Origin of the sequence: Flavobacterium tructae (genome assembly GCF_002217475.1) — a bacterium.
Taxonomy (GTDB): domain Bacteria; phylum Bacteroidota; class Bacteroidia; order Flavobacteriales; family Flavobacteriaceae; genus Flavobacterium; species Flavobacterium tructae.
Genome location: NZ_MUHH01000036.1, coordinates 1 through 16,391, shown reverse-complemented (window position 1 = coordinate 16,391; position 16,391 = coordinate 1). Strand labels below are relative to the sequence as shown.

Below are 16,391 nucleotides of genomic sequence, written 5' to 3'. Positions count from 1 at the left end.
ATCTAACAGTTTGACAAACGTTTTTTTGTATTTTTGCAGGAAATTAACGAAAAACGAAAAAATGCAACGCGACGAACAAATTTTTGACCTTATACTAGAAGAAAAGGACAGACAAATTCACGGATTAGAACTTATTGCTTCAGAAAATTTTGTAAGTGATGAGGTAATGAAAGCAGCTGGTTCTGTTTTAACTAACAAATATGCCGAGGGTTACCCTGGCAAAAGATACTACGGAGGATGCGAAGTAGTAGACGTAATTGAGCAAATTGCCATTGACAGAGCCAAAGAATTATTTGGAGCTGAATATGCAAACGTTCAGCCACACTCTGGATCTCAGGCTAATACATCAGTTTACCATGCATGTTTAAATCCTGGAGATACTATTTTAGGTTTCGACTTATCTCACGGAGGTCACTTAACTCACGGTTCTCCTGTAAATTTCTCAGGTCGTTTGTACCGTCCTGTTTTTTATGGTGTAGATGCTGAAACGGGTCGTTTAGACTATGATAAAATTCAGGAAATCGCCACTAAAGAACAGCCAAAATTAATTATTGCAGGAGCTTCGGCTTATTCACGTGATATGGATTTTGCACGTTTCAGACAAATTGCAGACAGTGTAGGAGCTATCTTGTTTGCTGATATTTCTCATCCTGCAGGTCTTATCGCTAAAGGATTGATGAATGACCCGATTCCACATTGTCATATTGTTTCTACAACTACTCATAAAACATTACGCGGACCACGTGGAGGTTTGATTTTGATGGGGAAAGATTTCGAGAACCCACAAGGTTTAAAAACTCCAAAAGGAGAAATCAGAATGATGTCTTCTTTATTAGATCTTGCTGTTTTCCCTGGAAATCAAGGTGGACCTTTAATGCATATTATCGCTGCTAAAGCAGTAGCTTTTGGTGAAGCACTTAAAGATGATTTCTTTACTTATGCTATGCAATTGCAGAAAAATGCAAACGCTATGGCTGATGCTTTTGTAAAAAGAGGATACAACATTATTTCTGGCGGAACAGATAATCATATGATGCTGATCGACTTAAGAAATAAAGGTATTTCTGGTAAAGAAGCTGAAAATGCATTAGTAAAAGCAGAAATTACAGTAAATAAAAATATGGTTCCATTTGATGATAAATCACCATTTGTAACTTCAGGAATCCGTATAGGAACAGCTGCAATCACTACTCGTGGTTTAGTAGAAGAAGATATGGAAAAGATTGTTGCTTTAATTGACAAAGTACTTACAGATCATACAAACGAAGCAGTTATCGAAGAAGTAGCAGACGAAGTAAATGAAATGATGAGCGAAAGACCAATTTTCGTATACTAATAAAGTTTCAAGCTTAAAAGTTTCAAGTTTAAAGTTTTGTACTGTAAAAAGTATAGAACTTTAAACTTTTTTTAGTTCTGGGAGTAATTAAGTTTCATGTTTTTTACCGCGGAAAATATAGAACGTTAAATCTTGTAAGTTGTGGAAGCAACCTGAAACTTGAAACAAAAGGAACTTGAAACTTGAAACCTGAAACAAAAGAAACCTGAAACAAATAAAACAAAAAAATGGGCGTACTAAGATTACAACTGCCAACAGACCCAAGATGGGTGAATATCGTAGAGAAAAATATTGAAGAAATCCTGACGGATCATGCGTGGTGCGAGCAGAAAGCAGCAACAAATGCGATTACAATTATCACTAACAATTCTGAGTATCAGGATTTAGTGCAGGATTTATTGGCCTTAGCCAAAGAAGAAATCGACCATTTTGAGCAGGTTCATAATATTATCATTAAAAGAGGGTTGAAGCTTGGACGTGAGCGTAAAGACGATTACGTAAACGAACTGTATCAGTACATGAAGAAAAGCGGAGACGGAAGCCGTGTTTCCGGACTGGTAGAAAGATTGCTTTTTTCTGCAATGATCGAGGCCAGAAGCTGTGAGCGCTTCAAGGTGCTTTCTGAAAATATTCAGGACGAAGAACTGGCCGTTTTTTACAGAGAGTTAATGGAAAGTGAAGCAGGACATTATACTACTTTTATTACCTATGCCCGAAAGTACGGCGTTGGAATTGACGTAGAAAAGCGTTGGAGAGAGTGGCTGGCTTTTGAAGAATCAATTATTACCAATTACGGAAAAGGAGAAACTATTCACGGGTAATGTTTTTAGTTTACAGTTTACAGTTTTCGTTGGACAGTATTTAGGATTCAGTTCACATCCAATATTTCACATTTAACAGTTCACATCTAACATTTTACATCTAAAATTTCACCATTCACAATCCGTAATTCACTATATTTGAGTGCCACAAAAACGGAAACCTATGAGAATAGAAACTGATTTGAAACTGGGATTTAAAGATGTAATGATTCGTCCAAAGAGATCAACGCTAAAAAGCAGATCTGAAGTTTCTTTAAAACAAGATTTTAAGTTTTTGCACAGTACTTCGTGCTGGTCCGGAGTTCCAATTATGGCGGCGAATATGGATACGGTCGGAACTTTTGAAATGGCCAGAGTTCTAGCGAAAGAAAGACTCTTTACAGCGATTCATAAACACTATTCTCCACAAGAATGGAAGGTGTTTTTAAAAGATAAGACAACTGATTTTTATGATCATATTGCGATCAGTACGGGAACAGGAACAGATGATTTTGAAAAAATAAGCCGGATTATTACAGAGAATCCATTGCTTAAATTTATTTGTATCGATGTTGCAAATGGTTACTCAGAACATTTTGTGCAGTTTTTGAAGCAAACCCGCAAACAATATTCAGACAAAGTTATAATTGCCGGAAATGTAGTTACGGGAGAAATGGTTGAAGAACTGCTGTTGGCCGGTGCTGATATAGTAAAAGTAGGAATTGGCGGTGGTTCTGTTTGTACTACCCGTGTAAAAACAGGTGTAGGATATCCGCAGCTTTCGGCTATTATTGAGTGTGCTGACGCTGCTCACGGTTTAGGCGGACATATTATTAGTGATGGCGGCTGTAAGACACCGGGAGATGTGGCAAAAGCATTTGGTGCAGGATCAGATTTTGTAATGTTAGGCGGAATGTTGGCAGGACATACGGAAAGTGGCGGCGAAGTGATTGAAAAAAAGGGACAGAAATTCAAGCAGTTTTACGGAATGAGTTCTAAAACAGCTATGGAGAAACATGTTGGAGGAGTGGCTGAGTACCGGGCAAGTGAAGGTAAAACAGTGCAGGTGCCTTTTAAAGGTGAGGTCATAAATACAATATTAGATATATTGGGAGGTTTGCGAAGTACTTGTACCTATGTAGGGGCTTCACGTCTAAAGGAACTTACCAAAAGAACTACCTTTATTAGGGTAAGTGAACAGGAAAATCAAGTTTTTACAAAGTAATAAAAGCATTTTAAAATAGAATATGATTGCAATTTCACAAGCTACAGTTAGCGATATTAAACAAATTCAAAAAATAGTACATATAACATGGCCGATTACATACGGTGAAATCTTAACCAAAGAACAATTAGATTATATGTTGGATCTTTTTTATTCAGAAGAAGCTTTGGCTGATCAGTTAGATAAAAAAGAGCAGTTGTTTTATATGATTGAGGATGATATGACCAATATAGGGTTTATCGGAATTGAACACAATTATAAAGAAAAAGCAGTAACCAAAATTCATAAAATTTACCTTTTACCGGAAACTCAGGGCAAAGGAATTGGTAAAAAAGTGATTGAAGAAATTGAAAGACTTGGGGCAGTACACAATTCTCAGGCATTATCCCTAAATGTGAACCGATTTAATACCGCTCTGGGTTTTTATAAAAAGATAGGTTTTGAAATTGTTGGAGAATCCGATCTTGATATTGGAAACGGTTACTTGATGGAAGATTATGTAATGGAGAAGAAGTTTTAAAATTGACCCCGTTGTTCTATATAATTAGAATAAGACATAGAGGAAGGAAGTAAAATGTAAGTTGTGAAATGTAAGATGTGAAATACGTGAAGTAGGTGTAAGTGAAACACATTTCTTTTTATGACTTTCTGTTATTACTAAAAGTGATACACTCTTTTCAGTTAGACAACCTATGAATTAGAATAGAGAAAGCAATAAGCCAGTTTTTTTTGACTGGCTTTTTTTGGATTTATTCGAAAACTTAAGGTGTTGTTAAAGAGCCTGTTTGCTTGTTAAGTAAGGCTGTGGATTTTTTTTCGATAATCGGAAGTTTTTCTGTTTTTTTTGAGATCTATAGTTTAAAAAAAATAATCTACAGTCGAAGTTTTAGAATCAAACCGCATAAAAAAAGTAAAGCTCTGAAGGAGCACCAGCATCAGCATAGTGCGAAGCGCTATGAAAGATATCGAGTATGAGTTTAGCCCTGTAAGGGCGAAAGCCTAACCGCAAAGAAAATACGGCATGCAATTTAGAAAAAGAACTATTCTATAAATCGATCGGAGTTTTCTATGTTCTCTTGTTATTTCAGTATCTAACTAACAATAATATCATGCTTGAATAACAATCCTTTTACTTCATTCAAAGCAAAAACTGCTTTTTTGAGTTTAGTTTTTGAAGGATCAATGGTGTAATTGTAACTGGTTTTAAAATCGGCTTTATTGGCGATGGCTTTGTCAAATTCAGAGCGGTACAAATCGCAATTCTCAAACAGAACGCTGGTGAGGTCGGTAGCCATAAAATCTACAGCAATTAAACTGCAATTCGTAAAAGTAGTTCCCTTAATCTTCAAAGTGTAAAATTTTGAAAAATCCAAAATACAATCGTAAAAATGAATTTCAAAGATCAGCTTGTCGCACATGGCAAAATTAACGTCTTTAATTTCACAGCGATTAAAAGTGGCGGTTCGAAAGGCAACATAGTTAATTTTGGCTTCACTGAAAATACAATCGTTGAAAACACAATCGATAAAAGTAACGGCTAAAAAGGTACAGGCAGAAAAATTACAATTGTTAAAAACACAGCACTCAAAATCTTTAAAATTGACATCCTCTTTACCATAAATAATGGTATCGTATTCTTTATCAAGGAAATATTGAGATTCTTTTTTCAAGGTGATTTTTAAAGATAATTTTCAGACCGAAAAGATACTAATTATACGAGTACTAGCAGACGATAAATAAAGATAATTTTCGATTCCTGCGGTGACTTTCGGATGGAGTAGAAAAGAAGGTTAAGACCTTTTGCCTGATGCAGTTAAGGAGCTCTGTTCGGAGGCGTTTTTTGTGAATTTGATATTTTTTGCCTCTTAAAATGTTAAGTACTTAATTTTAGAGGTAAAATTTAAGAAAATCTTAGCAGTATTTAATTTGAAATATTTTCCTATGAGGGTAATTTGATGTAGATTTACACTGTTTTTTAAAGTTAAAACGTAATAATTCAAATTATATGGGATCAACAAGAAAAGAGCATGATTTTTTAGGGGAATTAGACATTCCAAATCATCTATATTATGGTATCCAAACCTTCAGAGCGGTAGAGAATTTTAATATCACAGGAATTCCTATTTCAAAAGAACCTTTATTCATCAAAGCATTAGGTTATGTAAAAAAAGCGGCAGCTTTGGCCAACAAAGATTGTGGCGCATTAGACGCTAAAATTGCCGAAGCAATTTGTTATGGAAGTGATCAGGTAATTGCCGGTAAATTTGATCAGGAATTTGTAAGCGATTTAATTCAGGGTGGAGCCGGAACTTCGGTAAACATGAACGCTAATGAAGTAATCGCTAATATTGGTTTAGAATATTTAGGACATAAAAAAGGAGATTATAACTTCTTACACCCAAACAATCACGTAAACTGTTCTCAGTCTACTAATGACGCCTATCCGTCAGCTTTTAGAATTGCACTTTATCTGAAAATAGAAAGTTTTATTAAAACTTTAGAAGGCCTTGAAGTAGCATTTGCTGCAAAAGGTGAAGAGTTTAAAAGTGTTCTGAAAATGGGAAGAACACAATTGCAGGATGCTGTTCCTATGACTTTAGGACAGGAGTTTAACTCTTATGCTACCACTATTGGAGAAGATGTTAGAAGATTAAGAGATGCTCAGAGTTTGGTTTTAGAGATCAATATGGGAGCAACAGCTATCGGAACAAGAGTAAACGCACCGGAAGGATACCCTGAAATTTGTGTAAACTACTTAGCAAAAGAAGTTGGAATTCCGTTAACCCTTTCTCCTGATTTAATTGAAGCTACTGTAGATACCGGAGCTTATGTTCAAATCATGGGAACATTGAAAAGAACGGCGGTTAAAATTTCTAAAATCTGTAACGATTTAAGATTGTTGAGTTCAGGACCAAGAACAGGATTCAACGAAATCAATCTGCCTGCACGTCAGCCGGGATCTTCTATCATGCCAGGGAAAGTAAACCCTGTAATTCCGGAAGTGGTAAATCAGACTTGTTTCTATGTAATCGGACAGGATTTGACTGTAACTATGGCAGCCGAAGCGGGACAATTGCAATTGAATGTAATGGAGCCGGTAATTGCTTTCGCTATGTTTACTTCATTGGATTATCTTTCAAATGCAATTCAGACTTTAATTGATAAATGTATCATTGGAATTACTGCAAACGAAGATCACTGTTACAATATGGTCATGAATAGTATTGGAATCGTGACTCAGCTAAACCCAATTTTAGGATATGAAGAAAGTGCTAGTATTGCAGGTGAAGCTTTGAAATTGAACAAAAGTGTACATCAGATTGCCGTGATCGAAAGAAAATTAATCACTCAGGAAAAATGGGACGAAATTTATTCATTGGATAATTTGATCAACCCAAAATTCATTACAAAATAGGAGAGACTCTCTCTATTTACAGAAAGCCGACATTATTTTTAGTGTCGGCTTTTTTTATGGAAACGGATCTATTGTTCATAATTAAATCATAATTTATAACGAGTGTGATTTATATTTTTAATGCCAATCCCTATTTTTGCTATTCATACCTGAACTAAGATGAAATTACTTATAGTCGAAGACGAACCAAATCTATTGTCCATTTTGAGGAAAGGATTTGCCGAAAACAATAATGAAGTTAGTGTGGCTCTGGATGGCAGAACTGCTCTGGAGATGATTCACAATTATAATTTTGATGTTGTCGTTTTGGATGTAATGCTTCCGGATATTAACGGAATTGAGATTTGCAGAAGACTTCGCGCCAGTAAGAATTTCGTTCCGGTGTTACTGTTAACCGCTCTTGGGACGTCAGAAAATATAGTGACCGGACTTAATGCAGGAGCAGATGATTATCTGGTAAAACCTTTTAAGTTTGGAGAACTTGATGCCAGAGTCAATGCACTACATCGGAGAGCTCATCAGGATACCGAAAAAGTAGATACCATAACCATTGGCGACTTGGAAATAAACGGTCGGGCTAAGACAGTAAAGAGAGAAGGAGAATCGATTATTCTGACCGCAAAAGAATTTAAATTATTATACTATCTCGCTAAAAATAGCGGTCGCATCGTTTCCCGAGATCAGATTTTAGATAACGTCTGGGATATTAATTTTGATATGAACACCAATGTTGTCGATGTATACATTACTTATTTAAGAAAAAAAATCGATAAACCTTTTGAAACCAAACTCATCCATACCATGAAAGGTCTGGGTTATGTGATACAGCCATAAAATGGATATAAGAAAAAAAATAACATACACTTATGTAGCCTTGTCGTCTTTTAGTACATTACTTCTATGTATTGTTGTTTTTGTTCTATTCAGAGAAAATAATCGTTACCATTTCTTAAAAAGGCTTGAAGACAGAGCTAAAATTGTCGCATCTATTCATTTTCAGAACGATCCTGAAAAAATAAAATACTACAGTAATCTTAAAAAAAACGGACTGGAAGAACTTATCGAAGAAGAAGAGTTCGTTCTCAAGATAAACAGTGCCAATAGTTTTGATTACAATACAAAACTGAATTTACCGAATGAGTTTTATACCAATATCTTAAAAACAGGAAAAGACTATTTTGAGGTAGAAAACAAGTATTATTTAGGACAGGTTTTTACAGAGAATAATCAAAAATACATTGTAATTGTAGGAGCTCGTGACCGAAAAGGACCCACTACCACAATCTATATTTTAAAAATCATGTTGTTCGGAGGTATAGGTTTTATATTTCTGGCCTTCTTTTTAGGACGTTTCCTGGCCAAAAGAGTTATTAATCCTGTGGCAAGAATTACCAAAGAAGTAAACAGAATTAGTGCTTCCAACCTTCACAATCGCTTGCCGGAAGTTAAAAACTCAGATGAAATCTCAGATCTTACGGAGACCTTCAACGATATGCTGGATCGTTTGGAAACCTCATTCGAAATACAAGCCAATTTTATCAATAATGCTTCACACGAGTTAAAAACGCCAATCACAACAATTATAGCGGAGTCTGAAATCATGCTTTTGAAAGAAAGAGAAGTTCCGGAATACATTCAGTCCCTTGAAAATATTTACAGTCAGGCTTCCCGATTAGGAAACTTGACAGAGAGTTTGCTAAAGCTTACACAAACAGGTTACGATGGTAAAAAACAGGTGTTGGATATTGCCAGAATCGACGAAGTATTAATGGATGTAAAGTCGGATTTAGATAAAATTTATCCGGACAATCGTGTAAGTATCAAACTTAACTTTGCGCCTAAAGACTCCAATTTACTTTTAATTCCGTGTAATAAACCGCTTTTAGAGCTTGCTATTAACAATATTATTACCAATGGCGTAAAATATTCCGATAACAATGAGGTTTTTGTTACTCTTTCAGCCAATCAGGACTGGATAAAGGTCGCTATCAACGATATCGGGATCGGGATTCCACCGGAAGACATTCCGCATTTATACGAACCTTTCTTTAGAGGTAAAATTGCAACTAAATATATAGGATACGGTTTAGGACTTCCATTGGCTTCCAAAATCATTCGCATGCACGACGGAGAGATTCAGGTGCAGTCAGAGCAAAACAAAGGCACCATTGTAACCATTGTTTTCAATAAAACAAGTTCGAAGAAAAGCAACATTAAGACTTCTAATGTTGAATCTTAGAAAATTCTAATTTCATATTAAGACCCTTCTAATTTGACGGGAGTTACTTTGTAAGTATAAACTAAAAGAGTATACTTATGAAAAATTTCCTTATACCTACTACTTTAAAAGACGATACAATTTGTGCTGTAAAATCAGCTGTTGGTCAGGCAAAAGATTCAGATTGCGAAATTATTCTTATGATGGTGTCAGAAACTCCTGATGCTTTTTCATCCTCTAATTTTTTACGTGAAATGCGCACCGGACTTACTGCAAGTCAGGAAGAAGTGCTGGACACTTGCCGATACATTATTGAACACACACCCAATTGTAAAATAAAAGTTCACAATCAATACGGACTTTCGTCTCCGATTTTTAAACGTATTATTGATGTTTTTGCTATAAAACTGGTAGTTCTTACCAATTCGTATAAGCAGGAAACAAAACGAATTCACCAATATTTGGTTCAATTAGCCGGAAATCAAAAATGTCCAATTCTGCATTTAGGTTCAGAGCAGTACAAAGAAGACTTCAATAAAGCACTTTATATCGAAAACGGCCGTGCCAACATGCATGTAAAAGACGTTCAGCAATTTTTGAACAACAATTTTTCATTTGAAATTGTAAGTCAGACTTCCAGTTTTGAAGACAACTACGAAAATTTTGCTCCTTATTTATCAGAAGCGATTTCAAAATACGATATCGATTTGTTAGTAGAAACCCGCAAAGGAGAGAAAATACAATTCAAGAAAAATAAAAAAGAGAGCATAAACGATAAAACGGGTCTCCCGGTGCTTTCGCTCTACGAAGAATTGGTGTAAAGCCAATTTCTTCAAAAAAAATAGAAGTTTAATTTAAACGGAAAGATATGTTATTAAAGAAAAGAATTCCAATGAGGTACGTTCTCGGGAAAATTAAGGTGGAATTGGCACTTGTAATGACTTACACCATTTTATTTGAAATTTTTCATCATTATTTTATCAATGTAGCGATTGAAATACCAATCGCAATTCCTACCATGGTAGGTACAATTATATCCTTATTACTGGCTTTTAAATCCAATCAGGCTTATGACAGATGGTGGGAAGCACGCATTATTTGGGGATCAATTGTAAATGAGTCCAGAACTTTGGTGCGACAAATGCTTACTTTTTATAAAGATCCGGGGTTTTCTGTTGAAGCGAATGAATTCAAGGAGAACTTCACCAAAAGACAAATTGCATGGTGTTACAGCCTAGGACAGGCCCTGCGTAATAAAGATGCGATAAAACCGATCAAAGATTTGATTAGCGAAGAAGAACTGAATTTTGTCAAAAACCATCAGAATATCCCAAATGCGATATTATTGCTTCATGGTAGAGATCTTAGAATTGCTAAAAAGGATAAACGATTAAATGCTTATCAGCAGGTTGAAATAGACAATACTTTGTCAAGATTATGTGATGCAATGGGAAAATGTGAGCGTATTAAAAATACCATCTTTCCAACCACTTACAGCATGTACATCAGAATGACGCTGTGTTTGTTTATTTTGTTATTGCCTTTTGGATTGATCAGTTTATTGAGCTGGTTTGCTGTTCCGTTAATTACAATTATCGGTGGAACGTTCTTCTTAATTGAAAAAATGGCAATTCATTTACAGGATCCATTCGAAAACAGACCTACAGATACACCTGTAACCGCAATTTCGAATACTATCGAAAAGAATCTGATGCAAATGTTAAACGAGTATCAAAGCGAGTTTGACATCATCAAAGAATTCGATCTTCAACCCGATTTAAAGAAAGCGGAAAACAACGCTTATTTTGTTTTATAATTATGTGAATTGATTTTGGTTTCTCAATTTGTTAACTGGACAGCGCTTTGTTAATGCGGCTGTCCAGTTTTTTTTATGTATTTTAACCCATTGGATGTAAGAAAAAAAAATCTGCATAATCTGCGGGATCTGCGAGAAAAAAAATGGGTGTAAAATATGAGATGTGAAATGTGACTGCAAACTGCGACTTGGTTTTATTGATCAATCAATTTTCCCAGAGTTTGAATAGAGGATCTTAATTCATTGGTCCACGGAAGTCCAAAACTCAATCGCATGCAATTTGAAAACTGATTTTGAAAAGTAAAGATTCTTCCCGGAGCAAAACTAATTTTATGCTGCATTGCTAATTGATAAAAAGCAGCCGTATCTATATTCTTATCAAGTTCAATCCAAAGAAAAAAACCTCCCTGTGGCTGACTTACCTTGGTTCCTTTCGGAAATGACTCTAAAACCGTATTGATATAGTTCGTACAGTTGTGATTCAATATCTGTCGTATTTTTCGAAGATGATTTTCATAGCGGCCATTTTTCAGAAAGTCGCCAACCACCTGATGCGTGATGGTAGGAGTGGAGAGGGTGTGATAGATTTTGTTGCGTAAAATCTCTTTTTTGAATTTCCCCGGAGAAACCCAGCCCACACGATATCCCGGTGCCAAAGTTTTTGAAACCGAACTGCAGCAAAGTACAATGCCACTTTCGTCATAGGTTTTGCAATTGGTTGGACGACTCGAGCCAAAGTACAAATCACCGTGAATATCGTCTTCAATTAATGGAACGTTGTAAAATTCCATTAATCGCACCACTTCCTTTTTATGTTCAACTGGCATCATACTTCCAGAAGGATTACTGAAGTTACTCATCAGCAAACAGAGTTTTACTTTTTTAGTAGAAAGTGCTTTTTTCAGGGCATCCAGTTCTATTCCCGTAGTCATATTGGTAGGCAGTTCCATAATATACAAACCCAGAGATTTGGCCAACTGCAGGATGCCAAAATAAGCAGGACTTTCGGTAATAATAGTATCTCCCGGTTTGGTTAGTGTCATCAAACAATGTGATATGGCACTCGTACAGCCCGGCATGGTGATAATGTCTCTTTCTGTTAAAGAACCTCCCCAGGTAAAGGACCATCTTGCAATTTCTTTTCTTAGATTAAGATTACCCTGTACCTGCTCATAACTTGTACCGCTATTAGGAAGCTGCCGCATGGCCTGAATCATTCCCTTATTTAATTTGGCAATAGGCAGCAATTCGTTCGAGGGAAAGCCCAAAGAAAGCATCGTAATACTCGGATCTGTCATGTTTTTGTAAACCTGATCAATTAAATCTTCCCGGTCAATGTTCACACATTTTAAAACAGGACTGCTGGGCGAAGGCTCAGGAATGGTTCTGGCCGAAATGTTAGTTACATAATAACCGGATTGAGGCCTGGATTCTATAAGTGACCTGCTTTCAATTTCATAATAGGCTTTGCTTACAGTGCTCATGCTGTAACCCGTTTCGGCACAGACTTCACGTATCGAGGGCAGCTTATCGCCAACATTTAAAACACCCGATTTTATTTGCTTTTCAATTCGGTCTGCAAATTGCAGATACAAGTAGTTGGAATTTTTCATAAAAAAGAAACTGTTATGGTGCAATTTACAAAAACTGTATCTGTATTGCTGTTTTATTTTTTAGAAATTTGCTTTATTCAATAACGAACCTAAAAAGAATAACTTGTGAAAACAACAAAATATTATATAGCGGCCATTACCTGTTTCGTCATCTGGGGATTTTTTAGCTTGGCATTAAAGCCCATTCACGAATATCCTTCTTTAGATATTTTATTCTATCGTGTTTTCAGCTGCAGCATTCTCATGTTATTGATTGCCTTTACTTTTAAAAGAAAAAGAATCAAAGAAACCATCGCTACCTTTAAAGCATTACCAGCTTTGGAAAGACGCAGATCACTTTTGTTGAATATTGGAGGAAGTGTTTTTTTAATGGCCAACTGGTTTACTTTTATTTATGTAATGAATCATGTTAGTGTAAAAGCAACTTCTTTGGCCTACTTAGTGTGTCCAATTTTGACCACCTTACTGGCGTACTTTATTCTGAATGAAAAATTAAGCAAAACACAATGGATGGCTGTAGGGCTAAGTGTTTCCGGTTGTTTGCTTTTATCCTATGCCAATATTATGGATATGGTTTTTAGTATTGTCATTGGTTCTACTTATGCTTCGTATTTAGTAAGTCAAAGAATCAACAAAGGATTCGATAAATTTATTGTGCTCACCTTTCATATTACATTGGCAGCCTTATTTTTATTACCCTTTTATCCGGCTTACAGCGGACCGATTCCAACAGAATTTAAATTTTATTTCTGTATTGAAACTATTGCGATTCTGTTTACCATATTCCCGTTGTTTCTCAATTTATATGCACTTTCCGGAATCAACTCATCAACAGTCGGTATGCTTTTAAATATCAACCCAATGATTGCATTTCTATTGGCTCTCTTTTGGTATCATGAGCCAATAGGATCCATACAAATTGTGGCTTATAGCATTGTTTTTCTGGCTGTATTGGTTTTTAATTCACATCATATTTTCGCCATTAAGCAAAAAATAACGCAATATCCAAAGGTTCTCAAGTAATTTGAAATGCTTTATGTTTTTTATTGGTTTAAAATCTAAAGTATCAGAATCTTATCGGATGTGTAAACAGGAATGAATATTTTTCATTCCTGTTTTTTTTTAGAATGTGCACTTTTCTTTGTCTGCTTTTGCCCTTTCAGGGCAATACTTTCTTTCAATTTAGCTTATAGTGCGTTGCACTATGCTTGTGCTATTGGGCTTTCAGCCCTTTTACTCATTTGAGATATTTGTGCTCTTTCTTAATTTAGATCATAGTACGTTGTATTATGCTGAAGTTATTAAGTCTTCAGTTCTTTTATTCATCGAGGACACTTATACTCAAATGTGAATTGATTAACCTTTAGGGAGTGAGCATTCGAAAATACTTGCTCTGAAAGAGCTTTAGCCATAGCATAGTGCGAAGCACTATGAATAATTAGAAATGATCGTTTGCGCCCTGAAAGGGCAAAAGCCTAATTCCAAAGAGAAACAATTCTCGTATTTTGTATTGTTATTTTCCGGAACGAAGCTAAAATTACCACAATCTTAACAAGGTATGTAAGCAGGAATGAGTATTTTCATTTTTACTTTTTTATATCACATAAAGGGTAAACACATAAAAGAGATCTAAGCGGCATAATTCGCTAAAAAACCGATGTTTCGACACCTAAAAAACAATATTCCTATGAAAAATACCAAGCTCCAGGCCTTTATTCCGTTGTTTTATTTAGTGTGGTCCGATGATTTACTGACTCAGAAAGAGTTTGTTACCATTCAGAAATTTATCAATGACCTTACCTGGCTTTCGCCCGAAGAAAAACAACAATTGATTTCCAGAGTTGATATTTCAAATCCGCCGGGACGAAATGAACTGGCACAATGGAAATTGGATATAGAGAAAAGCATTGAAAATAAAGAAGATATTAGATCGATTTTTGATATTGCCGTGGCACTTTCAGAAAAGGATCTGGACATTTCGACCTTAAAATCAAATTTTATCCAACTGGAAAATGATCTTGGAATTTTAGGGGAAGAAGCGCTTCAGAATTTTAAAACGAAAGCGAGTTCCTTTACATCAAATTCTCAGACGAACAGTGAATTTGATGTTCAAAAAATTACAGCTCTTTTAAATGGTAAAGAAGCCGGGATAATCAATAGAGTAAAAGCAATTATTTCAAGACCTGAATTTGCATACGAAACTTCGACAGATATTAAGGTGTATCGTCAGACGGTTTATAATTGGTGTAAGCTTCTCGCCGAAGAAAATCTCGGCAATATGGCCTACCCAAAACAATATGGAGGAGGAGAAAACATAGCCGATTATTTTGCGATTATGGAAACCTTAAGTTATCATGACCTGAGTTTGGTAATCAAATTTGGCGTTCAGTTCGGACTTTGGGGCATGAGTGTTCAATCGTTAGGAACAGAAAAACATTATGCTAAATATTTAAGAGACATTGGAACATTAAAAATTCCGGGCTGTTTTGCCATGACCGAAACACATCATGGTTCTAATGTAAAAGGGCTGGAAACGACAGCAACTTATAATCATGCAGATCAGACTTTTATCATTCATACGCCAAATAAAAATGCTCAAAAAGAATATATCGGAAATGCAGCCGTTCACGGTCAGATGGCGACCGTTTTCGCAAAATTAATCATTGACGATCATGATTATGGCGTAAATGCATTTGTTGTTCCATTAAGAGATGCCAACGGAACCGTACTAAAAGGAATTACGATTGGAGATTGCGGACATAAGATGGGTTTGAATGGAGTAGATAACGGAACCATTAGTTTCGATCAGGTAGTGATTCCGAAAGAAAATATGTTGGATCGTTTCGCCTCTGTAAATGACAAAGGGGAATTTGAAAGTCCGATTCCGAGTGACAACAGACGTTTTTTTACGATGTTAGGGACTTTGGTAGGCGGTCGCATAGGGATTCCCCGTTCAGCGTTGGCGGCAGCCAAATCCGGACTGACAATTGCTATTCGCTACAGTGATCAACGTCGACAGTTTGGACCTGAAGGCGGATCAGAAGTTCCGATTCTGAACTACAGAATGCACCAGCGTCGATTGATTCCGCCATTGGCAAAAACATATGCTGTACATTTTGCGCTGCAGTACCTCACTAATCGGTTTTTAAACAGAACTGAAGATGAAATGCAGGAAATTGAAGCATTGGCCGCAGGAATGAAATCCTATTCGACCTGGAGTACAAGAGATATACTGCAGGAATGCCGCGAAGCCTGTGGTGGAAAGGGATATTTATCTGAGAACCGAATCGATGCTTTGAAAAATGATACCGAAATTTATACCACTTTTGAAGGTGATAATACTGTTTTGATGCAGTTGGTAGCGAAAAACAGGCTCTCAGAATTCAGAAAATCTTTCGGAGAAATGGGCTCGTTAGGGATTATCAATTATGTGTATGAAAATGCAAAAACGGCACTTACCGAGAAAAACCCAATAGCAACCAGAAAAACGGATGACGAACATTTGCTGGATGGGGATTTTCATTTACAGGCATTTGTTCACAGAGAGAAAACAATTTTAGCTTCGGCAGCACGACGCATCAAAAAATTGGTTGATGGAGGTTTAGAACCTTACGACGCTTTTAATGTCGTGCAGCACCAAATGATCGACGTGGCTCAGGCTTATCTGGACAGAGTGCTACTGGAGCAGTTTCAACTGGCAATTCAGGCAATAGAAGATGTTAAGACCAAAGAAATACTCATTAAACTCAATCAATTGTACGCACTTTCACAATTAGAAAAAAATAAAGCCTGGTATCTCGAAGACGGTTATATGGAAGCCATCAAAACTAAGGCAATTCGTAAAATAGTCAATCAGCTTTGCTGGGATATCCGACCGGATGTTGTGGCCCTGGTGGATGCTTTTGATATTCCGGAGAGCTGTCTGTCTGCACCAATTGCGGTTTAGTAGAGTAAAGAGTAAAGAGTAA

At 36.2% G+C, this 16,391-nt stretch carries 13 protein-coding genes; 11 read left to right on the top strand and 2 right to left on the bottom strand.

Features of this window, described 5'->3' with window-relative positions; translation table 11 throughout:
- Positions 1–61 precede the first annotated feature (61 nt).
- The 4 genes from glyA (at position 62) to B0A80_RS16290 (ending at position 3,881) form a co-directional block, all read left to right on the top strand.
- A complete protein-coding gene (gene glyA / locus B0A80_RS16305; RefSeq protein WP_089077965.1) occupies positions 62–1,336 on the top strand; it encodes a serine hydroxymethyltransferase in 1,275 nt (424 codons plus the stop codon).
- Between the two features lie 227 nt (positions 1,337–1,563).
- Positions 1,564–2,157, top strand: coding sequence for a tRNA-(ms[2]io[6]A)-hydroxylase (gene miaE / locus B0A80_RS16300; RefSeq protein ID WP_089077964.1), 594 nt, complete (start codon positions 1,564–1,566; stop codon positions 2,155–2,157).
- Between the two features lie 163 nt (positions 2,158–2,320).
- Positions 2,321–3,361, top strand: coding sequence for a GMP reductase (locus B0A80_RS16295; RefSeq protein ID WP_089077963.1), 1,041 nt, complete (start codon positions 2,321–2,323; stop codon positions 3,359–3,361).
- 22 nt (positions 3,362–3,383) lie between these two features.
- On the top strand, positions 3,384–3,881 hold the full coding sequence (locus B0A80_RS16290; protein WP_089077962.1) for a GNAT family N-acetyltransferase: 498 nt from the start codon (positions 3,384–3,386) through the stop codon (positions 3,879–3,881).
- A gap of 571 nt (positions 3,882–4,452) precedes the next feature.
- Here B0A80_RS16290 and B0A80_RS16285 read toward each other — a convergent pair.
- Positions 4,453–5,031 carry a pentapeptide repeat-containing protein gene (locus B0A80_RS16285; RefSeq protein WP_089077961.1) on the bottom strand — a complete coding sequence of 193 codons (579 nt, stop codon included), beginning with the start codon at positions 5,029–5,031 and terminating at the stop codon, positions 4,453–4,455.
- Positions 5,032–5,366: 335 nt separating this feature from the next.
- Here B0A80_RS16285 and aspA point away from each other — a divergent pair, with 335 nt between their 5' ends.
- The 5 genes from aspA to B0A80_RS16260 all read left to right on the top strand — a co-directional run bounded on the left by aspA (position 5,367) and on the right by B0A80_RS16260 (position 10,810).
- Complete coding sequence (aspA, locus tag B0A80_RS16280) at positions 5,367–6,776, top strand: aspartate ammonia-lyase (RefSeq protein WP_017497071.1); 1,410 nt, start codon at positions 5,367–5,369, stop codon at positions 6,774–6,776.
- Between the two features lie 159 nt (positions 6,777–6,935).
- Positions 6,936–7,610 (top strand): response regulator transcription factor, encoded by a 675-nt coding sequence (locus B0A80_RS16275; RefSeq protein WP_017497070.1) that lies wholly within the window; start codon positions 6,936–6,938, stop codon positions 7,608–7,610.
- A 1-nt stretch (position 7,611) separates the two neighbouring features.
- On the top strand, positions 7,612–9,015 hold the full coding sequence (locus B0A80_RS16270; RefSeq protein WP_017497069.1) for a sensor histidine kinase: 1,404 nt from the start codon (positions 7,612–7,614) through the stop codon (positions 9,013–9,015).
- Positions 9,016–9,092: 77 nt separating this feature from the next.
- On the top strand, positions 9,093–9,815 hold the full coding sequence (locus B0A80_RS16265) for an adenine nucleotide alpha hydrolase family protein (RefSeq protein WP_017497068.1): 723 nt from the start codon (positions 9,093–9,095) through the stop codon (positions 9,813–9,815).
- A gap of 47 nt (positions 9,816–9,862) precedes the next feature.
- Positions 9,863–10,810 carry a bestrophin family protein gene (locus tag B0A80_RS16260; protein ID WP_017497067.1) on the top strand — a complete coding sequence of 316 codons (948 nt, stop codon included), beginning with the start codon at positions 9,863–9,865 and terminating at the stop codon, positions 10,808–10,810.
- A 194-nt stretch (positions 10,811–11,004) separates the two neighbouring features.
- Here the strand turns inward: B0A80_RS16260 and B0A80_RS16255 are convergent, their stop codons facing one another.
- Complete coding sequence (locus B0A80_RS16255; RefSeq protein ID WP_017497066.1) at positions 11,005–12,423, bottom strand: aminotransferase-like domain-containing protein; 1,419 nt, start codon at positions 12,421–12,423, stop codon at positions 11,005–11,007.
- 105 nt (positions 12,424–12,528) lie between these two features.
- Between B0A80_RS16255 and B0A80_RS16250 the strand changes: the two genes are divergently transcribed.
- On the top strand, positions 12,529–13,446 hold the full coding sequence (locus B0A80_RS16250) for an EamA family transporter (RefSeq protein WP_089077960.1): 918 nt from the start codon (positions 12,529–12,531) through the stop codon (positions 13,444–13,446).
- Positions 13,447–14,110: 664 nt separating this feature from the next.
- Positions 14,111–16,369 carry an acyl-CoA dehydrogenase family protein gene (locus tag B0A80_RS16245; RefSeq protein WP_089077959.1) on the top strand — a complete coding sequence of 753 codons (2,259 nt, stop codon included), beginning with the start codon at positions 14,111–14,113 and terminating at the stop codon, positions 16,367–16,369.
- Positions 16,370–16,391 lie beyond the last annotated feature (22 nt).